The sequence below is a fragment of the Vibrio mytili genome (assembly GCF_049563345.1).
GTDB lineage: Bacteria > Pseudomonadota > Gammaproteobacteria > Enterobacterales > Vibrionaceae > Vibrio > Vibrio mytili.
In genome coordinates this window covers 759,703-782,243 of record NZ_CP110482.1, presented here as the reverse complement: position 1 = coordinate 782,243, position 22,541 = coordinate 759,703, and the positions used below count along the sequence as shown (strand labels likewise).

The window sequence follows — 22,541 nt, the reverse complement described above, 5'->3', positions numbered from 1 at the left end:
TTTTCATATTTTCATTTGCTCGCGACGCCAGAATATACGCGGGTATAACTAGAACTCGTAGCTTTCTGGAATAACGACAATGCCTTTTTCAGATATACGGAATCGCTTTGCGTCTTCCACTTTATTGACACCGATTTGAGTGTTGGGTGGAATTCGTACGTGTTTATCGATAATGCAATTTTCCAATTGGCAACCTTCACCGACTTCAACATCATCAAACAGAATACTATTCATCACCGTTGCGCTATCGTGTATGCGCACATTACACGCAATAATTGAGTGTTGGACCGAGCCACCGGAGTTAACCACACCATTCGCAATGATAGAGTTTATAAAGATCCCTTCGTTCCCTGTTGCGGAAGAAACGGTTCTGGCTGGTGGGAATTGAGGTTCATAGGTACGAATGGCCCAGTTTGATTGGTAGAGGTTCATTGGGGGAACGGGTTCAAGCAAGTCCATGTTTGCTTCGTAGAATGAATCTATCGTACCGACATCACGCCAGTAGCAATCTTTGTCTACACGTCCTTTGCTTCCACAAAACTGGTAAGCATAGACCGATTCACTGTCGATTAACCTCGGGATAATATCTTTGCCAAAGTCATGGCTCGACGTTTCTATTTTGGCGTCTTGTGCGAGTACTTCTTGGAGCACATCCATATCAAAGATGTAGATGCCCATCGATACTAAGCTCTTTGTTTTGTCTTCGGGTAAAGTAGGGGGGCAATCTGGCTTTTCGATAAAAGAATTCACTAACCCATTTTCATCCGTTCCCATTACACCAAATGCAGACGCTTCTTCAACAGGTACATCCATACACGCTACGGTCAATTTTGCCCCTTTTTCTTTATGCTCTTCAAGCATCGCGGCGTAGTCCATGCGGTAGATGTGATCACCAGATAGAACCACAACGTATTTTGCATCATTACGGGACAACAACCACATATTGTGGTAAATCGCATCGGCTGTACCTTCGTACCATGCACCACCTTTGCGCATTTGTGGAGGAACAGCGGTAATGTATTCACCCAGTTCTGGATTAAATATCGACCAACCATCTCTTAGGTGTTTTTGAAGTGAGTGGGATTTATATTGTGTTAAGACGAGGATTTTTCTGAGACCTGAGTTAAGGCAGTTGGTTAGCGTGAAGTCGATGATGCGGTATTTACCGCCAAATGGAACCGCAGGTTTGGCTCTGTCATCGGTGAGTGGGCTAAGTCTGGAGCCCACACCTCCAGCTAAAATTACAGCGAGTGCGTCTTGCATAGTTTTCTCTTTCCCTATTGTACGAGCCTAAAAACAATACTAACCAAGGGGAGTTGGTTGACGAAAAATAAAGTTTTGAATAGCACGTTATGGTGTATTTATGTTCTATCATCAACTTTAGTACAAGAATCGGGCCATAGAAATTACCTTACTTAAATCAATGGTTTTAGTCGTAACAATGTTATTGTTTGCACCATATTAGTGAAAATTGAATTAAGCATTGCACCATAGCGGGGTGTGCGGGTAAGTCTGTTCTAATTTGGTGATTTACAATGTAAAGTGGTGTGGCATCAAGGAGATAGAGGGAGCTCGTATGTGCTCCCATACATGATTCGATTTGAAAGACTGAATCGTTACGAAAGCCCGATTATATGGCCGTCTTCGTCGATGTCGAGGTTCATAAATGCAGGTTTGTCCGGCAAGCCAGGCATGGTCATGACATTGCCTGAAAGAGCATAGACGAATCCTGCGCCTGCACATAAACGCAACTCCCTAATGGGTACCGAGAAGCCGGTTGGTGCACCTTTAACAGTGGCGTCGGTAGTGATGGACAGTGGCGTTTTGGCAATACATACCGCTAGGTGATTAAAACCTAAACGCTCAAATTGAGAGAGCTGCTGCTTAGCAAGGTCGCTCATGTCCACTTGAGATGCGCCATATCCGGTTTCGCATACTGCCATTAACTTTTCTTTGAGAGTTTGATCCGATTGATAGAGCGGTCTAAAAGCGGTTGGCTGCTCGCATGCGTTGACCACAAGTTGGGCAAGGTCAATGGTGCCTTCACCACCTTGTGAGAAAGCGGTACTAATCGCGACGCTGACCTGTGGATCAAACTCATGAACAAGCTGCTTCAGTTGTGCCACTTCTGTTTCACAGTCTTGAGGGAACTGATTTAGTGCGACAACAACGGGAATACCATATTTTTTAACGTTTTTAATGTGCCATTTCAAGTTCTCAAAGCCCGCTTGTAAAGCAGCCTCATCGGTCTCAAAAATTGACTCGGGAATCGGAGTTCCTGGGCGTAATTCATAATGGCCTGAATTGGCCTTTAAGCCTCTGAGAGTAGCGACAATAACCACGCAATCTGGGGCGTTCTTAGAGGCGGCCGCTTTGATGTTACACGCTTTCTCAAACCCCATATCCGAGCCAAAACCTGCTTCAGTCACCGTGTAACTGGACAGTTTCAATGCTATCTCATCTGCGATGATTGACGAGTTACCATGCGCGATATTGGCGAATGGACCTGCATGAATGAGGGTAGGGACACCTTCAAGCGTTTGCATCATGGTCGGTGCAATGGCTTCTTTCAGGGTCACCGTCATTGCACCAGCAACTTGCAAGTCTTCTGTCGTAACAGGATGTCCTTCTAAGTCATAAGCGACGACGATTTTTCCTATACGCAGTCTAAGATCTTTTAAGTCTTTGGCGAGTGCTAGTATCGCCATTAATTCTGAGGCTGCGGAGATGTCAAACCCTTCATTTCGCTCGTAACCGTTTATGGTTTTACCAGGCTCATTGAGCCCGATTTTGACCAAGCGTAACGCTCGATCATTATGATCCATGACTCTTTTCCACGTAATACGGTTGGTATCAATCTTCAAAGCTTTAAGGCCAGTGCGAGCTTCGAATACGTCATATCCTTCGCGTTGCTCGTGGTATAAACGGGCGTCCAGTGCGGCTGATGCTAAGTTATGCGCTGCTGTGACGGCATGAATATCACCAGTCAAATGTAGGTTAAGCTCTTCCATTGGTGCGACTTGTGAATAGCCACCGCCTGCAGCGCCTCCTTTGATACCGAAAACAGGTCCCATTGAGGGTTGCCTAATACATGCCATGACTTGTTGGTTGAGTTTCGCCAGTCCCTGAGCTAATCCAATGGTCGTTACCGTTTTGCCTTCACCAAGCGGAGTTGGGGTGATCGCAGTGACGAGCACCAATTTGCCATCTTTATTATCACGAAGTCGTTGAAGGCACTTGGGGTTAACTTTAGCTTTATGTTTACCATGAGTATCATATTCATCAGGCAGTAAACCCGCTTGCTTGGCGATACGTTCAATGGAAGATAACTGGGTGTTTCGACAAATTTCAATATCAGACTGCATGGATACTCCCAAAAAATGACTAACACGTGCCGTTTAGTGTCAAATAATCAAATCAGACTCTAGAGTTGCGCAACCGTTTGCGCGAGAATAATACTGGCTGAGGCGTTAGTGTAAAGAATTATTCGCCAATGATCGTGCTTCATTCTAACTAATAAAACTAATTAGTGCTCTAGATCAAAACGAAAGGCCACCCGATGGTGGCCTTATGTATGCATTGTGTTCAGAGTGGGTGTTTTACCTATCCCAGTAGGTTTCTTCTAAGCTGTCTTCACGTTCTGGCAATGCGCGTGACAAGCGGGGAGAGTGCTGGGTTAAGACTTCGTAGCTGACACGGTTTGCATACTTACAAATCTGCGATAGTGATGAATAAGTAAGACAACGAACGGCATGTTTTTCAGAGTTTGGTACTTCTTTTTGGTGGAATGAGTTCGCCGCCATATCATGAAGAAGTGCTGATAGAGCCGCATCACCCGCACCATTGGTGTTCTTGATCTTAAGAGGGCCACCTAAATATGGACCGATGTGTGAATACACTTTTATTGGATTCTCGCAGTCGCTTTTGCGCATAGCGCGGCTGAATTCGTATTTATTGAAGTTATCGATAGACCCTTCAAGTGTTTCATGGCTTGTTTCGCGCTTCACTTTATCATCGGCATATCCGGCCATATAAAGACCGTTAGGACCCGCTGTACACAGGACGAGATCAACCCATTCCAGTGCGGCATTCGCGGCTTTCAACGGATCGGTTTCGCCAGTAAGCGCAGCCCCTTCTTCTTCATTCATCGCGACGACCGATACGTGCTCACGGATATAATCTTGCCACCAAGCTTCATTACCCTCGATCACATATTTTGTCCCAAGCGTTAGGACGACTGGAACATCATGCTGCTTAGCAAATTCAATGGCTTTTTGCACCGCTTGCGGCATCGGGTCGTCTTTTTTTCCACGCATTAGATAAGAAGAGACCACAAGTGCAGACGCCTTATCAAAGACTTCTTCTGGGATACTTTCAGGAAGAAGCTGGTTCATATGACCTTCATTGATAGCGAAAGTGCGTTCGCCATCTTGAGTTATCAGTGTATAGCAACGTCCAATAGGACCATCGACGGTTTGTAGATGGTTAAGGTTCATACGTGAAGAGGTACGGCATAGATAACGGTATGCAAATGAACCGACTTGAATGTTTTTTGACATCACTCCCAGCAGTACGGACTTACTATCAGCAAGGACAGAATAGTTATGAAGTGTATTGCCTATCGTGTCACCCGGATATTGATGTGTAATCAATCCTTGTTCAACTAATTCTTCGTAGAGAGCGTCTGCTTTGCTTTCTTCAAGGACAAGTGAATGTCCCTTACTTAAGTCGTATCTTTCTAAAAACGCATCATCGACACGCGCTTCAATATCCACGATGGTTTGACCAACACCAACGATCGTTGGACGATAGAGCTTTGGTGCTTGTCGAATTTGGTTGACTAACGGATCTCGAGCATGGGTCGGGAAGTAGTGTTTTGATTTGCGCTGACCAGGAAACTTCATACTTGTATGTGAGTGAGAAAAAATAGGCCGGGATTGTATCACAAAAATATGTAATATATTTTCAAGTTGCAGGTAAATTTATGAGGTTGGTAATATTTGTACTGTTCTTACCCTCGGTGCCAAACAGTGTTTGGGGTCTATAAGACGTTGATGGTGCCACTTGTAACATATTGGCATAGTTCTATGTAATTAAACGTCCGTGGCAGTGTACTTACCTATACCGTCAGTCAATTCAATAAACGTTCTGCACTTATCGGATTCTTTGAGCTGCTGTTTATGTTGATATTACTGCTTGCAGAAACGTCCTTTTCGTGGGGATTGTGCTAACGCGTATTGACCTTCCAGATTTCGGTAAACAATGGTATTCCACACCGAGGCATCATCCAGTTCATACTCTATCGCGTAATTGACGCCACTAACGATTTGCGCGTGAACGTCAGTAATCTGCTTGAACGTTGCCGGTGTGTCCATTTTTGTCAGAACAAACGCCATCGCTTTTTGTACATCTGGAGTCGCGTCGAACCTTTCCCACCCACCTAGCATCTTATCTTGTGAGTCACATATATCTGTCGAGGTAATGACATTTACCGTGTCACTTTTGTCTTGTGGTTGACAACCCATAACCAAAGTTAACACGGCGCAAGCTGACACTAATTTTAAATTCATAACAACGACCTCACTTGATTTCGACACATATTATATCCGTGTCGCGTGAAAAGAAATGTCTATATCATGCAAACTTTTGATATATAAACAGTTAAATTGAAGGAATCGATGTACAAGTGTGTAGGTTTTAACCTACATTCATTGGTGGAGGAATTTCAATAGCACTACCTTTAGTGATCGAAATTCACAGTGAATCGTAAAATAACCCATTTAATTGTGTTGCATATGGTAAAGAGCTGCATGAAAAAACTAAAGATATTGTTAACCGTTGTATTGTTTGCGCTGTTCGGCTGCACATCTAAACCTGATGGAATAGAACCAGTCAATAATTTTGACCTTAATCCCTATCTCGGTAAATGGTATGAAATTGCTAGATTAGACCACTCATTTGAGGCTGGATTATCGCAAGTTTCTGCGGAATATAAGGTTCGCTCAGATGGCGGTATCGATGTGATAAACCGTGGGTACTCTGCTCAAAAGGGGGAGTGGAATCAAGCGAAAGGCAAAGCGTATTTCGTTGAAGATGAAAATACAGGGCACCTTAAAGTGTCGTTTTTTGGTCCGTTTTACTCGTCCTATATTATCTTCGAACTCGGAGATGAGTATGACTATGCATTTGTTTCTGGATATAACCACGAATACCTTTGGCTACTTTCAAGAACACCGACGGTAGATGACGCTTTGGTAGAGCGTTTTAAACGTGTGGCGAAACAAAACGGTTTCGATGTTGATGGGCTGATCATGGTTGAGCAGCAGTAAGGGTGTCTAGAAAATACCGCTTCCCCGTGATGGGGAAGCGAACGTATGTCCTACAGTAGGGCTTTCAAACTAGATAGGAACAGGTCGATATCTTGGCTAGAGATGTCTTTGTGGGTAACAAAGCGTACAGGGTTCCCTGGCGTGATAACTATATTCTGTTTTGCTAGCTCCTCAGCAATACGGTTGATATCTATGTGCGGCTCTATCTTAGCAAACACGATATTGGTTTGAACGAAATCAGGATTAACAGAGAAGCCAGGCAATTCAGACAATCCTTGAGCTAAGTTTTTCGCGTTGACATGATCTTGCTTCAGTTGATCAACCTGCTCCGTCAATGCCAGTTTACCCGCTGCGGCTAAAATACCTGCTTGACGCATGCCACCACCAACCATTTTTCGCAGACGTCGCGCTTTAGCGATGTAGTCGTGGCTACCTAACAGCAGCGATCCAACAGGCGCGGCAAGACCTTTAGAAAGACAAATGGTCATAGAATCAAAATATTGACCGATTGCTTTAACAGGCACACCTAATGCAACTGCTGCGTTAAATACGCGAGCACCGTCGAGATGTAGCTGAAGGTTATGTTTATCTACAAACTGTCTTGCTTCCGACAAATATGACAGTGGAAGCACTTTGCCATTAATCGTGTTTTCTAAACTGAGTAAACGAGTGCGAGCAAAATGGCTGTCATCAGGTTTGATCGCCGCTTCGAGCTTATCAAAAGGCAGGGAGCCATCAGGATTGTTTTCAACAGGTTGTGGTTGGATTGAACCGAGAACCGCTGCGCCACCGGCTTCATAGCGATAATTATGTGCTTGTTGACCACACAAGTATTCGTCGCCGCGACCACAGTGAGCCATCAATCCTAACAGGTTCGCCTGGGTGCCGGATGTAGTGAAAAGTGCTGCTTCAAAACCAGCAAGTTCAGCGGCAAACAGTTCTAGTTCATTCACCGTGGGATCATCACCGTAAACGTCGTCACCGACGGGAGCCGTAAACATAGCTTCTCGCATTGATTGCGTGGGTTGGGTGACGGTATCCGAGCGAAAGTCCATCTTTATCTCCTTGGTCGTAAATTATAGCTTAGTCGTAAATCATAGATAGCCACAAAGGCGTGCTTTGCAAAGGCAAGCAATCGTTTTGGCATCGGTTATCAAACCCTCAATGATTCGTTGGTCAATCTCTTTAGGTGACAGTGTCACTACTTCGATGACCTCATCGTCGTCAGGTTCGTAACGATGAGTTGCGGTTAAATGTTCCGCTACAAATAAATATTGTATTTCATCGCAAAAACCAGCAAGAGGGGTAACTTGACCTAATGATGTGTATTTTTCTGCGCTGAATCCGGTTTCTTCTTCGAGTTCTCTTTTGGCACAAGACAGCGGGTCTTCTTCAGGTTCACGTGTACCAGCCGGCAGTTCTAATAGCCACTTTTTTAAAGATGGCCGAAACTGATGAACCAGTACGATATCGCCTTTGTCTGTGATAGGTAAAATCACCGCAGCTCCCGGATGATGGATTGTGGTGTGAGTAATCGTTTGACCTGTTGGAAGGGCGATAGCTTCTTCAACCAAAGAAATCTGCTTCCATTTATGAATTGTTTTACTCATGGAATGTGAATCCTAGCTAGTAAGGCTAGCTCGAACAGTAACGATAAATACGCAGAAAAAAAAGAAAAAACTGACCTAAAAGAGAACAAACGTTTGCGTTGTTCGTGATTGGAGTCCCATAAATGAAAACTATGATTACTGACAAAAGAGAACGCCGTGCGTCTGCTATAAGGGGAGCTAGAATAAAATACACTTGTAACAAAGTGGCAACATATGTATAAAGCTAATTACTACGCTAAATACAACGCATTAGTCCAGCAGTCGGAGCACGTATGATTCAACCTTCCATTACTACGTCAAACGCTGAGAAAGCGCTTCTTTCAGAGCGTATCAATAAGCTAGCTAAAGCGTTGACTGATGGGGTCTATGAACGTGAACATACGATAAAACTCTGTCTTTTAGCTGCACTTGCTGGTGAAAGTGTTTTCCTTCTTGGTCCTCCGGGGATCGCCAAAAGCTTAATTGCCAAACGCCTTATACAAGCTTTTGATAATAGTAGCTACTTCGAATATTTAATGACTCGCTTTTCAACGCCAGAGGAAGTTTTTGGTCCGTTGAGCATTCAAGAGCTAAAAGATAATGGTCGTTATGTTCGTTTGACCAAAGGCTACTTACCGACGGCACAAGTCGTCTTCCTAGATGAAATTTGGAAAGCGGGTCCCGCTATCTTGAACACGCTGCTAACCGTGGTGAACGAAAAAACATTCAAAAACGGCAGTGACATCGAGCGTGTGCCGATGCGTCTGCTGGTTTCAGCCTCGAATGAACTGCCAGATGAAGATAGTGGATTAGACGCACTTTATGACCGTATGCTTGTGCGAGTGTTCGTCAATCGTATTCAAAATAAACAGAATTTCAAATCTATGCTGACTGTTGGTACCGCGCAAGAAGCGCAAGTGCCAGAAGGCCTAGCAATCACTGATGAAGAGTATCATCAGTGGCAGCAACAATTGGATAAATTGACGCTTACAGACAATGCGTTCGAAAAGCTTTTCCAACTCAAAACCATGTTAGAGCAGAAGGTGGAAGCGGAGTTTGGCGATGTGGCTCAAACTGACATGTATGTGTCGGATCGTCGTTGGAAAAAAGCGGTAAAATTGCTAAAAGCAAGTGCATTCTTTAATGGTCGTGACGAAATTAACCCGCTTGATTTACTTCTGTTACAAGATTGTTTGTGGAACAGTCCTGAATCCCGTGATGTCGTGCGTAGTGTGGTACAGGAGTTTGCGTTAAAGCACGCTTTTGATCAGCAAGACGCAGAGCAGGAAATCGATTATTGCCGTGAGACGCTCGTCGACGTTCAACATGAACTTGAAGATGCCTACCGCATGTCTCTTACCTCGGAAACTTCGACCGGTATTCTGCGTAAAGAAACCATGCGTTTTGATACATCTAAAGCGAAAACGTACAAAGTGGGCGCAGCGGTTAATTTGGTTAAGCTCGTTATATTGCAAAGCAATATGTCAGTGTCTGAATCTGAAAAAGGCGATAGCCGATGGGTTTATCTACCTAAGGATGAACTAGACCGTGTGATTAAAGACGGCAATGGTGATGTATACGGCTACGTCAATCAGAACACCAATATGTGCCGTTTGAGGCTGGATGTCGATGCTGCGAACAACTTAGTGATTCGTGATATCGCCAACCGAGGTATTTTAGTGGGCTTAGTGACTCAGCAAGGCTTAGATATCGAACAGTATCAGAAATGGCTGACGTTGAGCGAAAAAGCGGTTAGCCAACTGCGTGAAGCCGAACACCATATGCGCAAGGTCAAAGCGAACTTCCATGATGCATTGCCGCACAGCTTTGTCGATCCCGAGTTACCACGAATGATGGAATCGAGTTTACAGCAGGTCAGCCAGCAACTTGAGTCGATACAACGTGAAAGCGAAAAAATCATACAGCGCTTCAAAAACTTACCAGAGTTTTTCTCATAAGGAGACCATATGTTAGGGGCAGACGGTTTCAACTTAGCTTTGATGATCGCGGATTCGGGTATCATCGACGGCGCTGTAAACGACCTCATGGCACGTTCTCAAGTGATGATGATGGCGGAAAATAGAGGAATGAAATCCTCGGTTAAAAATCATCTGCTGAAATGGCGGGGGAATGTCAAAAAGCGCATCACCAAAGTGTGTGAAACGGAGCGCTTCCAGCAAGAGTTGTCTCTGTACCAGGAGGTGATTCACTGGGATGAAGATGAGTTTTTTGAACGTATCGAAGGCATCATTAAGCAATTAGAGTGGCACTCTGCGTTTTACATGCAAGCGCGTCGGATGATGGAGAAGAACAAAGGGGTAAATAACCCAATGTTCCCGCATTATTTCTGCGACCAATGGTACCAAAGCCTTGCTGATGCAATTAAACAGGCGCAGTTGAGTGAGCTCGAAGTCAATAAAGAGAAAGTGTTGAATGATCTTTATCAACGTATGGAAACCATGCGTAATATGGACAAGGTCACTGAGTCCGGAGATGCGGAGAGTGTAGGACGTTTATGGGATATGGCATCTGCCAAGCTCAGCAAAACGGATCTAACCGTAATGAAACGTCATGCCGAGTTTTTGAAAAAACACAAAGGACTTCAAGAAATCGCTGAAAAGCTGGGTCGAATGGCAGGGCAAGTCAACGATCCAGACCTCAACCGCGCACCGATGGAAGAGCTGCAGATGGTCGAGGAAAAAAGCGATGAAGCGACCGATGACATTGTGGGCATCCACGAAAGTGACGACCTAAACAAGCTGCTTCCGAATGAAACCATGTTTTTAGCTTATCCTGAGTTGGAAGTGGTGTTCTACAAGCACCTGGTTGATAAGCGTTTGATGAATTACCGCACTCAGGGCAAATCACGCACCTTGCGTAAGGTAAAAGCGCATCGTCCTGATCATAAAGCGGTTGATATTGAGAAAGGACCGTTTATTGTTTGTGTCGATGCGTCTGGTTCAATGAGCGGCTTCCCTGAACAATGTGCGAAAGCCATGGCGTATGCACTGATGCAAATCGCTCTAGCAGAGCAACGAGATTGCTATGTGATCATCTTTTCTACGGAACACATTACGTATGAGTTGACTAAGCAGGATGGATTGCGTGAAGCGGCGGACTTCTTAACGTACAGCTTTCATGGCGGTACGGATTTAGAACCAACTCTGAATAAAGCGATCGACTTGATGAGTGGTGATAAATACAAAAATGCCGACATGGTGGTGATTTCCGATTTCATTGCACCGAAGCAACAAGATGAATTGCTGGCGAAAGTCGACGCTCTAAAAGCGAAGAAAAATCGATTCCATGCGATTAGTTTGTCTAAGTACGGTAACCCCGCGTTGATGGCGATGTTTGATCACACCTGGTCTTATCATCCTAATGTGGTTGGTCGCTTGTTAAAACGCGCTTAGCTTGCACGCTAAAAATGTGAACGCTGGTTTTATTGTGTAAAGCACTCATTACCTAACACTATAACCGCATAACGCAACAATTCCGGAAAACAATAATTAAGCAACTCGATTGAACTTTCATCGGATTGACGTAAAACGAAGCAAACAAACCGTAATTGATAGGTTTTTGTTTGACTATGTTTTGGGAATCCGTAAAGTACACGGCAACGCAACATACCGTGTTGCGTTTTCAAATCAGGCGCCTTGGCAGAGTGGCTATGCAGCGGATTGCAAATCCGTGGACCTCGGTTCGATTCCGGGAGGCGCCTCCATTCTCTATTCATCGATATTTTCAACGCTATTCTATTTTACGCTTGTTCCCTGATTTCCAAACGTCGTACCGCGGCCAACACACCACACATAAACCGCATATCGTATCCGCCTCTTTTTAATAACACGTGATCGCGCACAGCTGTTAAAAAATAGTTTTGCTATTGTTTCGCTCGTTAACACAGTGACCCGCTACGGTTTATCAATCTTTGCCGAAAGAGGTCTTATAAAAATAGAGAACGGGAAATGAAACAAAAGCAGTTGATAGAACAATTTAAAGCCGTCGTTGGAGAAGAAAACGTCCTCACCGAACAAGTGAAAACGAAATATTACCGCTCTGGTTTTCGCTCAGGAAGTGGTACCGCGCTCGCAGTTATATTCCCTAATACTTTGTTGGAACAGTGGAACGTTATTAAACAGTGTGTTGAGGCTAATTGCATTATTATTATGCAAGCAGCAAAAACGGGACTTACAGAAGGATCAGCGCCAAGCGGTAACGATTATGATCGTGATGTTGTGGTTATCAATATCACTAAGATAAAACGTATTCACTTAATCGATGGTGGTAAACAAGCAGTCTGTCTACCCGGAGCCAGCTTGCACTCGCTCGAAAAAGCGCTCAAAACCGTAAACCGCGCACCGCACTCTATTATCGGTTCTTCTTCTCTCGGCGCAACTGTGGTTGGAGGCATTGCAAACAACTCGGGTGGGGCGCTTGTTAAACGTGGGCCAGCTTATACTGAGCTTGCGATTTACGCCCAAGTGGATAAGCAAGGCAATCTACACTTAGTGAATCATTTAGGGATTGATGGATTAGGCGAAACGCCAGAAGAGATTTTACAAAACTTACAAGACGGTAATTTTGACGCTGAGAAAATCATTCATGATGATCGCATGGCATCTGATAAAGAGTACGACCAACGTGTCCGTGATGTGACTTCTGATATTCCTTCTCGTTTTAATGCTGATGAACGTCGACTGTTTGAAGCGAGTGGTTGCGCGGGTAAGTTAGGTGTCTTTGCGGTTCGTGTCGATAGCTACCCGGTCCCGGAAAAAGAGCAGGTCTTTTACCTCGGCACTAATAATCCAGCCAAATTAACCAAGCTCAGACAAGACATCCTATCCAAGTTCGAAAACTTGCCTGAAATGGGAGAGTATCTGCATCGAGATATCTTTAACATGGCAGAAAAGTACGGCAAAGATGTCTTTCTATCCATTGATAAGTTGGGAACCGACCGCCTACCGAAAATGTTTGCAATGAAGGCCAAGGTGGAGAATTTCTTAGAACGTGTGCCGTTCGTCAGTAAATTCCTTCCGGATACTATCTTATACTATGCCAGCAAATTATTCCCTCAGCATCTGCCTGAGCGAATGTTGGAGTTTCGAAATAAGTATGAGCATCACCTTATTCTAAAAATGAGTGATGGTGGTATTGATGAAGCGAGGAAATACCTGCGGGAAGAGTGGGCGATTGAAAGTGATTGCGATTTTTTCGAGTGTACTCCGGATGAAGGTAAAAAAGCCTTTTTACACCGCTTTGCGGCAGCGGGTGCAGCGATTCGCTATGAAACGATTCATAGAAACGAAGTAGAAGATATTGTTGCTTTGGATATTGCTTTGCGTCGGAATGATGAAGAGTGGATTGAAAGCTTACCCGAAGAAGTGAGCAAGAATCTTGTGGAGTCGCTCTATTATGGTCACTTTATGTGCTATGTGTTCCATCAGGATTATGTGTTTAAAAAAGGCACAGATACCAAGTTAATGAAAAGACTCATGCTTGAGCACTTGAACAGTCGAGGAGCAAAGTACCCCGCAGAACACAATGTGGGGCACTTATACGAAGCAGAGAATTCGCTACAAACGTTCTATCATGAGCTGGACCCGACCAATACGTTTAACCCAGGTATTGGTAAAATGGACAAATACAAACGTAACTGTAATTGCTGCGCCTAACGGTTGCGAGTCTGCTCGCATGATTTGAACTTATATGATTTCGTAAATTAAGCCCAAATAGTTTGGGCTTAATTTATATTGCTCGTACTAAAGCCGCAGCAACAATCCCCGCAGCGATGGCGGGTAGTGGCTTTTTAATGATAAACATGACGACGGCGGTGGACAAAAGCGCCGCTCTCGCGCCACTATCGCCTTCTACTGCGAGGGGCGCTAACAACGCGATTAATACCGATCCAGACATGGCCGTTATAAATCGCTGAACTCGTTCACTGATCGGTATCAGTGACATGACAAATACACCACCCCAACGGGTCATTAATGTGACCACCGCCATTGCCAATATAATGATGAGCGTGCCGATAAAACTGGTTTCAATACTCATTCGCTTTTCTCCTTCCAACACGCACCAAATATTCCGCCAGTGAGGGCACCAACCACCACATGGCTATTTTCAGGTAAATACCAATAAGCCAGCATTGACGATGCCGCCGCAATTAACCAAATAGCGAATACTCTTAAGTTGGTAGGACCCGCAATTGCCATAGAGAGTAGAAAACAGCCCATAACCATATCGAGACCAAGGCTTACAGGATCATTGATCGCGCTTCCGAAATATATGCCTATCCACGTCCCTATCATCCAGAAGCCCCAGAGCGCCAGCCCACCTCCAACCAACAAGCCCATTCCGGGTTCTTTTTTACTAAAGGCATTCATCGCCATCGCCCAGTTCGCGTCTGACGCCACTAGCATGACACCGTAACGTTTAAAGGGTGGCAATTGTCTTAACCATGGGTAGAGGGTCGCGCCCATTAAAAGATGGCGAGCATTGATCGCGAAAACCGTGATTAATACTGGGACTAAAGGAACCTGTTCACCCCACATGTCTAACGTTGCGAACTGGGACGCGCCAGCAAAGACAAGGCCACTCATCAGCAATGTAGGAAAGGCATCTAAACCTGTTTGTGCTGCAGCCACGCCAAAAGCGAGACCGAATATCACAACGAAAAAGGAAAGGGGGACAAGTTGTGTAAATCCATTCCAAACATCCGTATGGGTGAATTCGTGCAATCCACTCGAAGGGTAGTGGAGGTGTTTTTGATTTTCTGTCATGGAGCACCTAGCAGACGTGAAACGCTAATATTAAGCAATTGTTATAATTTTGAGAACTATATCTCTAACATTAATCACGTTTTCTTTCAAATATTGCTTCTGTGAATAGCAAAAACTTTAAAATGAGTTCTCCTCTAAAATTGGCAAGTATTGTGATCATAGGTCTAAAAACATGAGTGTAATTTAACCATATTTAATCGACTAATCATGTTTGAATTATTCATATTGATAATGATTTGTAGCTAATATATATTCGGCGTCGATGATAAATTGGTTTAAAAAAAGATAATTTCATCACTCTAAATGACTAGAAAAATTACAATAGGATTGTTTATTCATGAAAAAATCAGTACTCGCTGTGGCGATCATGGCTACAGGGCTTTTGGCTGGCTGTGGAAGCGACAGCAGTGGTTCGTCTTCTAGCACTAACGAAAGTGCACAATCATCTGTTTCAGGTGTTGTGAATAAAGGTATTGTTGAAAACGGTTTAGTAACTGTGTGTTTGGCAACAGCTGCTAATGTGGCAGGGAAATCCTGTCCGGATGATGAGCTGATCGCCACCGCAGTGACCGACGACACAGGGGCTTACTCTGTTTCTGATCTCCCTCAAAACAAAGCATTGTTGTTTGTTTTGCAGAATAACCCAGAGCTGCAAACTCGCATGAAATGTGATTATGCTGGCTGTGCAACAGGTGATGTGGCGTTTGGCGATTGGTTCAATGTGGCCGATGATTTCAAGCTGATTTCACTCGTTGCTCCTACATCTAGTTCTTTGACTTCACACATGACCAACCTTACTGATGCAGCGGCAAAACGTGCGATTGAAATCGGTGCAGGTAGCGAAATTTCCATTGAAAGTGTCAATGCCGGTAAGCAATACGTTGCCGAAGTCCTTGGCGTAGACCCACAGAAACTGTCTGAAATTGGTGCTGTGGACTTAACCGATGCTGAAGCAGTGAAAGCTGCGGTTGAAAATGGTGACTTAGCTTCTATTAAAGCTGCCACGTTATCTGCTGCCATCGCAGACGCTGGTCAACCCGTTGAAAACTTATGGTCGAATCAAGCCAATACAACCGATTATGACGATACCTTGCGTACGGCTATTTTAAGCAAAGCGACGGATGTTATTGATGAGGTTGGTAAGAATGCTGAAGATGAAGCTCTACTGACTTCTGTTGAGCAAGAGATCGAAGTAGAGAAAACTGAAAAGCCGACCGTTTCAGAACCTGAAGCCACCGATGATATTACGGCAGGGAAAAACTTAGTTAAGCAAGTGCGTACCGTATACGACTCAGCAACAGCGGAAGACGGTGACTTACGTGTCAGTTTCGCAAATTTGGAAGAAAGTCTAGAGCCTATTCCAGCCCTTCTTGAAGAAGATGTGAATGGCGCATTTGATCTGCTGGCAACAGCATTTTCTTCCATTGCTTACCATATCAACAGCGAAGTTTTCGATGAGCAAGGCGACTATAACGTTACTGTAAACGAAGCAACTAAGACTTATGTGATCAATACTGAAAGCGTAAAGTTGACGGTTGTTGGTTCAATTGAGATCGATGAAACGGAATCAGAAGAACCATGTACAGAAACTGAAAATGCCTATGTATGTGAAGATAGCTTCAGTTCGAACGCTAATATCAACCTAGAAATCACTGAGCTGATGGTTAAAAATGGCGCAGCGACGCTAAGTGCTGAATCTGGCCAAGTGATTGTTGATAACTTCAAAGAAGAAAACCAATACTCTGGCTCATATCAAGATGGTAATGAGGACGAGTTAGAAACCGGTTCTTCTTCTGCTGATCAACTAAGCTTCGTACTAACAAATCTAGAGATTGCTGGTCAGGACGCGCAAAGCAATCCTGTATCATTGTCTGGTTCTGTGACTGCAACCGTAAACGGATTGGTATACAATTTTGAAGAATCAGACAGCTTCGTCGAAACGCAAGAAGGTGATGTGTATGAGAACAGCAACACTTACCAGTTTGATGAAAACGCAACCTTCGAGAACCTTATATTTACTCTAAGCGGTGAGATTGAGTACAACCAACAAACTGTTGGAGCTTTGGTTGATATTCGTGTTGACAACCCAGATGGTTTCATCGCGTTCAACGACGTAGATGAAGTTTGGAGCTATAGCGATGATTTTTCAGATTCGGCGTGGGGGACTTCAAACAATACTCAATCTGAAGACGAAGGCTTAACTGAAGAAGAAACCGAGTCTAAGTTCATCCGTGGCTCTGTACTGTTAGAAGTAAATACTGAACTCAACCCTGAAAACCCTCAGCAAGGCGAGGTTAGCCTTCAAGTTACTCGTCCTAGCGTAAACACAGTCGTACTAGATGGTCATGTAGTTTATAACGAAGACCAACTGAACATCGACAGTACGATCGATACAGAATCGGACGAAGCACCTGTTGTTGTTCTGAGTAACAGTACTGCTAGCGCAGAGCTGACAGAAAATGAGCAAGGTGAGTTTTCTGGCCAAATCAAGGTTAATGGCAGCGTTGTAGCGAACATTGACGATACCGACACTGCGGTTGTCGTTCGTTACACCAACGGTGACTTTGAAACACTATTCTAAGTAACTGAAATTCCGACCTTTAATGAAAGAGCTCTATCCTGAGCTCTTTCTTATTTCTATTTGAGCCTATTCGATTATGACTGTTAGCACTGCTTTAATCACACCATTATTAAGCTTTATTCCTCTGTCACTACCTAATGACAGTACGCAAATATTTACCGATATTCATGTCTCCGGTTACGCGGAAAACAACGAAATTTACCCCCTAATTAAAGGCCACCCTGGGCATTACTCAACCTCTGAACACGCATATACCCTAAATCAGGCGGAAATTGGTGTCAGAATGGGAGAGTTTTCAGTGTCTTTGTTTAGCCGCTACGAGTGGTACTTAAACTACAGTCCCGACGCAATGTTACTCTATGGAGAGTCAGTGAATGGACAAGACATGCAAGCTGGGAAAGCGTATGACATTGACCTTAATGTTGAGCATCTTGTCAGTAATGGGTTGAAGTTGGGTTGGAGTCACGATTGGAGTGAATCATTCAGTTCATACGTATCAGTCAGCTATCTAGAAGCCCGGGAAGTGATGAGTGGCCGACTGAATGGTCACGTGCAGCATCTTCAAGGACAGAATTATGATGGGTTGCTCAACTTGAATTATGTCTACAGTGAAGATGTGTTACTTGATAGAGAATTGAGCGGAGATCAGAAAAGCCATTTCGGATATAGCTCTGACGTTGGTTTGAACTGGATGCCAACGGATAAATGGTTTGTAAGCCTATGGGCGCAAGACGTACTTAATGCCATCAAATGGCGAGGAGTGCCCCGTACACGCGCAACAGCGGATACCGCCACCGCAGAAACGGATGAAGATGGATTTGTTTCTATTCGGCCTACGGTAACAGGGCGAGAAGACGACACGGATTATACACAACACTTGCCTACGAAATATCATAGTCGCGTGTCTTACATCGCTCATCAAAATGCGTTTGGCTTAAAAAGCTTATATGTCGATGACTTATGGCTAGTTGACGCGGAGTGGTTTGCACGTTGGAGCAATCAGTTATTTACTCAAGTGACATATAACATTCAATCGGATGCGATTGGGTTAAAAGCTCAGTGGTACGGCCTAACATTAGGTGTAGCAAGTGACTCGATAGACTACCAAGATGCAGAGCACCTGAATGTGAATATTGGTTTTGGGTTCAATATATAATTTCGGGCTGTGTTGGTCATTTTTGGGCCATAGATAGTATCTTATGTCCTCATGAAGCAGTGCTTTATTTCTACTTTTTCATGGTCGCAGAATAGGCAGATTGCTGCTCATATATACGTTGTGGCGCGTTTTTGGTCATCTGATTGATAAAATTGAAATTTTTTATTGACGATATTTTTCTATGCGGTAAAGTACGCCTCGTTCTCACGGAGAAGTCCAGTAAGAACACGGGGATGAACGTTTCGCCCCATGAATAGAATTAAATGATAACGCAGCAAGCGATATCAAAGATGGTGTTTATCGTACTAAACGGCATCGCAAAGTATTGCGTGCCCTGGTGGTGGAATTGGTAGACACAAGGGATTTAAAATCCCTCGGCGTTCGCGCTGTGCCGGTTCAAGTCCGGCCCGGGGCACCATCTATTTTCTCTTTAGAGAACTAAAAATTAAGGCGCCTTGGCAGAGTGGCTATGCAGCGGATTGCAAATCCGTGGACCTCGGTTCGACTCCGGGAGGCGCCTCCATTATCTTAAAACCAGCCCAATCGGCTGGTTTTTTTGTTTCTGCGCTATCTTTCATCAAAAAAGTCTTTATCTCTTATGTACTTGCTCATCAAATGATAAGAAAAGGGGCGGATAAGCCAGCTTAGTAGAGAGCGACCTAAACGGATAAACGTGGGAGTGTTTTCGTAAATTCGACCGTTGTATAGCCACAGCATTTTACCCACATGCCAATAAAGAAACGGTACTGGTGGCATAAATGTGACAATATCGATGTCACAACATATCCGATAGGTTTTGTGAGCCAAGCCGTAGTTCCTTTTAAATGACCAGTCACCAATGGCGGGTTGCCCAAATGTTACAATGCGCTTAATGCTTTTGGGATGTTTCTTTTCTATATAATCCGCAAATACACTACCAATAGCACCGCCTGATGAATGCCCGGTAACGGTAATGCGCTTTCCCTGTAATATTAGTGGTACGACGGTGGTTTCTAAACGCTCTAGCACGGTCTGACCCAAGCGGTCTTCATTTCGGCTTGGTTGGCTCTCTTGGAAAAGGAGATGGTAAAACCCTGCATGGATACGATAGTTAAGACCCAACTGACGGCAGCTTCTCGTCCACATTGCAAAGTTTGATAGCCAATCAGTAAGGCTATGAGAACCTTTAATCACAACAACAGCTTCTTCATGCTTTTCACTCCATAGGACTCGTATCATGATTTTGCCGTGTTTATTTTTTATCACTCGCTGGCCATTAGGATCAAATCCGTAACGAGTTTGCTTAAAGACCCTAGGGTAGGCGAGGTTACACAGCACAGCGTAGCGCTCATACTGGTATCGTTTTAATGGTTTCACGTTATTCTACTTACTGTTGTCCACACAACACTTTAGAAACAAAGTATGACGAATAAATGAAAGTTTGCTTAGACACTTGCCGTTACTGATAATAAGTTTCTAGCGCTGATTGGTTGGTCAACAGGCCATCATTTATTTGGCGTAAATGAGAGCAAACTGAATAACGAGACAATTCATGTTGTTGTTTTATTATTTTAATGAGTTGCTTGAGTGCCTTTTGGCCCTTTTTATTCTTTACTTCTTTTTTTCTCATTGTATTAAAAAATGTAATTTGGTTGGATGTGTCGTTGAAATCACCGAGTTTATCCTGCAGGTGCTTGATCTGTTTTATGTTTTCTCTATGTTGTGGTGATGAATAGAGTGTCGAAAAGCATTCGAGTAGATAACGCAGTGCTTTACATTTTATTCGCAATGAGTGAATAACATTATCTTGGCTTTGTTCTGATATATTACGACTTGCTTTTTTGACTTTTTTTAACTGTGCTAATATTTGGGTATTCGCAAACCGAGTGGGTATTATAGGCTCAAATTTGGGCTCATACAGTGCTGCACGCTTAAGGCTGTTTTTTACTAACGTCTTGGTTTGAGTATATTCATTAGATAACAACCATGTCGAGACAATGTTTTGTTGGGCAATCTGATGCATTTCAATAATTGCGAAGAGTTCTTCAAGCGACGAATGCTCTGCAGGTAATAAGTTGAAATATTTTGCTTTATCAATAATGAATACATCTAAATCTCTCAAGCGATTTGTCTTCTTCATTAAGACTCTTAGCTTTGGTTTGATCAGAGATAGTTCTGACTTTGGTATGAGATCGTGAAGTAACAGACACAAAGATCGGGTGCGCCTTATTGTGACTCGATACTGATGGGTGTATTCGGGATCATTACCGATAATCAGCCCGGCTTCTAATGATGTTGCAAACTCAAATTGAGCAATAAGAAACTGAGTAAAGACCTGATGTAAATCAGAGTCACGGTATAGCGAAAGGTGAGACGTAGATTTATCAAGCACTGAGCACCTCGCAAACAGAGTAGAGAGGGATCTTACAATGGCTTCAACGAGCTATTACTGTAGGATGTTGAGCTTGCGAATGTCGTCCCTTAAACATCATTGTGGTTAGATTGATTATAAAGCATTACTTTATTTCTGCCACTTCGCTTGGCCTCATACAAGGCTTTGTCGGCTTCCTCTAACAAGGTCTCAAAGCTCTCTTGGGTGTGGAGTACCGATACGCCTACACTAATAGTTAGATTGATAATGATACCGTCAGAGTAAAATGGTGTTTCTGAAACCAAGATTCGTATACGGTTAGCGATATCCTGAGCTTTTTTTTCATCAGTATTAGGTAGAATGATCGCGAACTCCTCGCCACCGATTCGGCCTAAAATATCGGTTTTACGCAGCCCTGCAAGACACAGTTCCGTAAAGTGTACCAAGGCTTTATCACCAACCTTATGACCGTATTTATCATTAATTGCTTTAAAGTGATCAATATCTATAACTAATATGGAGAGAAGTTGGCTTTCTAATTGACTGAACGTGTTATATTCCGAGTTGCCCATCATCATCACGTAGCGTCTATTTTTTACTTTAGTTAGAGAATCTGTAGTTGCCTCTTGAAATAACCGGCTTTCGTACTCATCACGACTGAGTTGTTGTTTTTTCAAAATATAAGTAATGATGCTCGCGATGATTACTGAAAAAATAATGATGATCAGCGTAATGGTAGGAATAATCGCTTTACTTGGAACCTCAGGTTGCCAAGACAGAAATCCTACCGTTTCTCCTGACGCTGTATGTAAGGCCATGAAGTATTCGAGTCCTTGAGATGTATCTGACAGTCTTAGATCGTATAACTGGTAGTCACTCGCTAATTGAACTAGGTACTCAGGGTCAAATTTTTTCCCTAGTGCTAAATAAGTGCCTTCATGAGGAAGTTCTGACACTTCATCGACAAACGGACCACCAACAATATAATAAATATCGCCATTGATCTTAAATATACCATGGGCAAGTTTGGTGACTGTGGTCAAGTGTTCTGACGCTTGTATTAATTCTAAAAGGGGGGCCTTAAGGTCTTCATATTGTAAGTTTTTGGCGTCTGGGTGTGTCACTAAATAGGCTTTTTGATCGCCATTGACAACGGCAACACTAAAATCAAAATCCCTCTTGCTTAGTAAGTAATCGCCTGAGTTACCTTTTATCCATTCCTTATCAGTTTTCGTAACGACATGTTCGTAGGCCTCATCCCAAAAGGTATATTCTTCAAGTAGGTCCTTACTCGAACGAGTTTCTAAGTCTTTTGCTAAAAACACTCGATGCGAAAGTTGATCAGCGGCGAGGCTATCCAGTGAACTCAGAAAGTACGCCAGGCAGCAGAAAACGGTAACAACCATAACGAAAAGCAGCCACATTATCATTTGTATCAATGATTTATTTGGTAAGTATGTCCTTGTTGCTGGTTTTGTCATGAGTGTCGAGTTGCGTAAGAAGGGCAAAAGTTAGATATAGGGTGAACATTAGCACAATATGATGTTCATATCCTAATAAATATACAGTTATGGTTGATTTTTTAAACACCATAAATCAATTGGTTGCATAATTGATGTTTGAAGGGATAAGTTGTTTAAATCATGTGTAATCAAGGCAAATTTGTCGGAATAAAGGTTAGATCTACGATGATAAAAACTTGTGTTGGAAGTCCAATAAACTGACAAACGATAAAATAGTCGCTCGTATTC

General features: G+C 43.5%; 17 protein-coding genes and 3 tRNA genes. 9 read left to right on the top strand and 11 right to left on the bottom strand.

Annotation, left to right across the window (positions count from 1 at the left end; genetic code table 11):
• Nucleotides 1-48: 48 nt before the first annotated feature.
• From glgC to ONE56_RS17125, 4 genes are all read right to left on the bottom strand, one after another.
• Nucleotides 49-1,263 carry a glucose-1-phosphate adenylyltransferase gene (gene glgC / locus ONE56_RS17140; RefSeq protein ID WP_423840553.1) on the bottom strand — a complete coding sequence of 405 codons (1,215 nt, stop codon included), beginning with the start codon at nt 1,261-1,263 and terminating at the stop codon, nt 49-51.
• A 353-nt stretch (nt 1,264-1,616) separates the two neighbouring features.
• Nucleotides 1,617-3,365 (bottom strand): formate--tetrahydrofolate ligase, encoded by a 1,749-nt coding sequence (locus ONE56_RS17135; protein WP_423840552.1) that lies wholly within the window; start codon nt 3,363-3,365, stop codon nt 1,617-1,619.
• A gap of 234 nt (nt 3,366-3,599) precedes the next feature.
• Complete coding sequence (locus ONE56_RS17130; protein ID WP_423840551.1) at nt 3,600-4,904, bottom strand: inosine/guanosine kinase; 1,305 nt, start codon at nt 4,902-4,904, stop codon at nt 3,600-3,602.
• 285 nt (nt 4,905-5,189) lie between these two features.
• On the bottom strand, nt 5,190-5,570 hold the full coding sequence (locus tag ONE56_RS17125; protein WP_041154096.1) for a cystatin domain-containing protein: 381 nt from the start codon (nt 5,568-5,570) through the stop codon (nt 5,190-5,192).
• Nucleotides 5,571-5,810: 240 nt separating this feature from the next.
• On the opposite strand from ONE56_RS17125, the gene ONE56_RS17120 reads away from it, so the two are divergent.
• Entirely contained in the window at nt 5,811-6,329 is a 519-nt protein-coding gene (locus tag ONE56_RS17120; protein WP_041153864.1) for a lipocalin family protein, read from the top strand.
• Nucleotides 6,330-6,379: 50 nt separating this feature from the next.
• Here ONE56_RS17120 and ltaE read toward each other — a convergent pair whose 3' ends face one another.
• Together ltaE and ONE56_RS17110 are read right to left on the bottom strand one after the other, a co-directional pair.
• On the bottom strand, nt 6,380-7,384 hold the full coding sequence (gene ltaE / locus ONE56_RS17115) for a low-specificity L-threonine aldolase (RefSeq protein WP_041153863.1): 1,005 nt from the start codon (nt 7,382-7,384) through the stop codon (nt 6,380-6,382).
• 39 nt (nt 7,385-7,423) lie between these two features.
• Complete coding sequence (locus ONE56_RS17110; RefSeq protein ID WP_423840550.1) at nt 7,424-7,939, bottom strand: NUDIX hydrolase; 516 nt, start codon at nt 7,937-7,939, stop codon at nt 7,424-7,426.
• A gap of 272 nt (nt 7,940-8,211) precedes the next feature.
• On the opposite strand from ONE56_RS17110, the gene ONE56_RS17105 reads away from it, so the two are divergent.
• The 4 genes from ONE56_RS17105 to dld all read left to right on the top strand — a co-directional run bounded on the left by ONE56_RS17105 (nt 8,212) and on the right by dld (nt 13,593).
• Nucleotides 8,212-9,876, top strand: coding sequence for an ATPase RavA domain-containing protein (locus tag ONE56_RS17105; protein WP_331439360.1), 1,665 nt, complete (start codon nt 8,212-8,214; stop codon nt 9,874-9,876).
• 9 nt (nt 9,877-9,885) lie between these two features.
• Nucleotides 9,886-11,331 carry an ATPase RavA stimulator ViaA gene (viaA, locus tag ONE56_RS17100; RefSeq protein ID WP_423840549.1) on the top strand — a complete coding sequence of 482 codons (1,446 nt, stop codon included), beginning with the start codon at nt 9,886-9,888 and terminating at the stop codon, nt 11,329-11,331.
• Nucleotides 11,332-11,568: 237 nt separating this feature from the next.
• Nucleotides 11,569-11,642: transfer RNA gene (locus tag ONE56_RS17095), tRNA-Cys, on the top strand.
• A gap of 244 nt (nt 11,643-11,886) precedes the next feature.
• On the top strand, nt 11,887-13,593 hold the full coding sequence (gene dld / locus ONE56_RS17090) for a D-lactate dehydrogenase (RefSeq protein WP_423840548.1): 1,707 nt from the start codon (nt 11,887-11,889) through the stop codon (nt 13,591-13,593).
• Nucleotides 13,594-13,666: 73 nt separating this feature from the next.
• Here the strand turns inward: dld and ONE56_RS17085 are convergent, their stop codons facing one another.
• Together ONE56_RS17085 and ONE56_RS17080 are read right to left on the bottom strand one after the other, a co-directional pair.
• Entirely contained in the window at nt 13,667-13,975 is a 309-nt protein-coding gene (locus ONE56_RS17085) for an AzlD family protein (protein ID WP_331439357.1), read from the bottom strand.
• Nucleotides 13,972-14,703: an AzlC family ABC transporter permease gene (locus ONE56_RS17080; RefSeq protein WP_041153856.1), complete on the bottom strand. Its 732-nt coding sequence runs from the start codon at nt 14,701-14,703 to the stop codon at nt 13,972-13,974. Before ONE56_RS17080 ends, ONE56_RS17085 begins: the two co-directional genes overlap by 4 nt.
• A 337-nt stretch (nt 14,704-15,040) precedes the next feature.
• On the opposite strand from ONE56_RS17080, the gene ONE56_RS17075 reads away from it, so the two are divergent.
• The 4 genes from ONE56_RS17075 (at nt 15,041) to ONE56_RS17060 (ending at nt 18,963) form a co-directional block, all read left to right on the top strand.
• On the top strand, nt 15,041-17,284 hold the full coding sequence (locus tag ONE56_RS17075) for a hypothetical protein (RefSeq protein ID WP_423840547.1): 2,244 nt from the start codon (nt 15,041-15,043) through the stop codon (nt 17,282-17,284).
• A gap of 76 nt (nt 17,285-17,360) precedes the next feature.
• Complete coding sequence (locus tag ONE56_RS17070; protein ID WP_423840546.1) at nt 17,361-18,440, top strand: hypothetical protein; 1,080 nt, start codon at nt 17,361-17,363, stop codon at nt 18,438-18,440.
• A gap of 331 nt (nt 18,441-18,771) precedes the next feature.
• Nucleotides 18,772-18,858 (top strand) — tRNA-Leu (locus tag ONE56_RS17065).
• Nucleotides 18,859-18,889: 31 nt separating this feature from the next.
• Nucleotides 18,890-18,963, top strand: a tRNA-Cys gene (locus ONE56_RS17060).
• Nucleotides 18,964-19,007: 44 nt separating this feature from the next.
• On the opposite strand, the gene ONE56_RS17055 is transcribed toward ONE56_RS17060, so the two are convergent.
• The 3 genes from ONE56_RS17055 to ONE56_RS17045 form a co-directional block, all read right to left on the bottom strand.
• Complete coding sequence (locus ONE56_RS17055; protein ID WP_331439354.1) at nt 19,008-19,796, bottom strand: lipase family protein; 789 nt, start codon at nt 19,794-19,796, stop codon at nt 19,008-19,010.
• Between the two features lie 82 nt (nt 19,797-19,878).
• A complete protein-coding gene (locus ONE56_RS17050; protein WP_423840545.1) occupies nt 19,879-20,811 on the bottom strand; it encodes a CHAD domain-containing protein in 933 nt (310 codons plus the stop codon).
• 89 nt (nt 20,812-20,900) lie between these two features.
• On the bottom strand, nt 20,901-22,271 hold the full coding sequence (locus ONE56_RS17045) for a sensor domain-containing diguanylate cyclase (protein ID WP_423840544.1): 1,371 nt from the start codon (nt 22,269-22,271) through the stop codon (nt 20,901-20,903).
• Nucleotides 22,272-22,541: the final 270 nt, after the last annotated feature.

Excerpts from the sequence above, each read along its gene's own strand:
- glgC (WP_423840553.1), bottom strand. The coding sequence starts at position 1,263 with ATGCAAGACGCACTCGCTGTAATTTTAGCTGGAGGTGTGGGCTCCAGA.
- ONE56_RS17135 (WP_423840552.1), bottom strand. The coding sequence starts at position 3,365 with ATGCAGTCTGATATTGAAATTTGTCGAAACACCCAGTTATCTTCCATT.
- ONE56_RS17130 (WP_423840551.1), bottom strand. The coding sequence starts at position 4,904 with ATGAAGTTTCCTGGTCAGCGCAAATCAAAACACTACTTCCCGACCCAT.
- ONE56_RS17125 (WP_041154096.1), bottom strand. The coding sequence starts at position 5,570 with ATGAATTTAAAATTAGTGTCAGCTTGCGCCGTGTTAACTTTGGTTATG.
- ONE56_RS17120 (WP_041153864.1), top strand. The coding sequence starts at position 5,811 with ATGAAAAAACTAAAGATATTGTTAACCGTTGTATTGTTTGCGCTGTTC.
- ltaE (WP_041153863.1), bottom strand. The coding sequence starts at position 7,384 with ATGGACTTTCGCTCGGATACCGTCACCCAACCCACGCAATCAATGCGA.
- ONE56_RS17110 (WP_423840550.1), bottom strand. The coding sequence starts at position 7,939 with ATGAGTAAAACAATTCATAAATGGAAGCAGATTTCTTTGGTTGAAGAA.
- ONE56_RS17105 (WP_331439360.1), top strand. The coding sequence starts at position 8,212 with ATGATTCAACCTTCCATTACTACGTCAAACGCTGAGAAAGCGCTTCTT.
- viaA (WP_423840549.1), top strand. The coding sequence starts at position 9,886 with ATGTTAGGGGCAGACGGTTTCAACTTAGCTTTGATGATCGCGGATTCG.
- dld (WP_423840548.1), top strand. The coding sequence starts at position 11,887 with ATGAAACAAAAGCAGTTGATAGAACAATTTAAAGCCGTCGTTGGAGAA.
- ONE56_RS17085 (WP_331439357.1), bottom strand. The coding sequence starts at position 13,975 with ATGAGTATTGAAACCAGTTTTATCGGCACGCTCATCATTATATTGGCA.
- ONE56_RS17080 (WP_041153856.1), bottom strand. The coding sequence starts at position 14,703 with ATGACAGAAAATCAAAAACACCTCCACTACCCTTCGAGTGGATTGCAC.
- ONE56_RS17075 (WP_423840547.1), top strand. The coding sequence starts at position 15,041 with ATGAAAAAATCAGTACTCGCTGTGGCGATCATGGCTACAGGGCTTTTG.
- ONE56_RS17070 (WP_423840546.1), top strand. The coding sequence starts at position 17,361 with ATGACTGTTAGCACTGCTTTAATCACACCATTATTAAGCTTTATTCCT.
- ONE56_RS17045 (WP_423840544.1), bottom strand. The coding sequence starts at position 22,271 with ATGACAAAACCAGCAACAAGGACATACTTACCAAATAAATCATTGATA.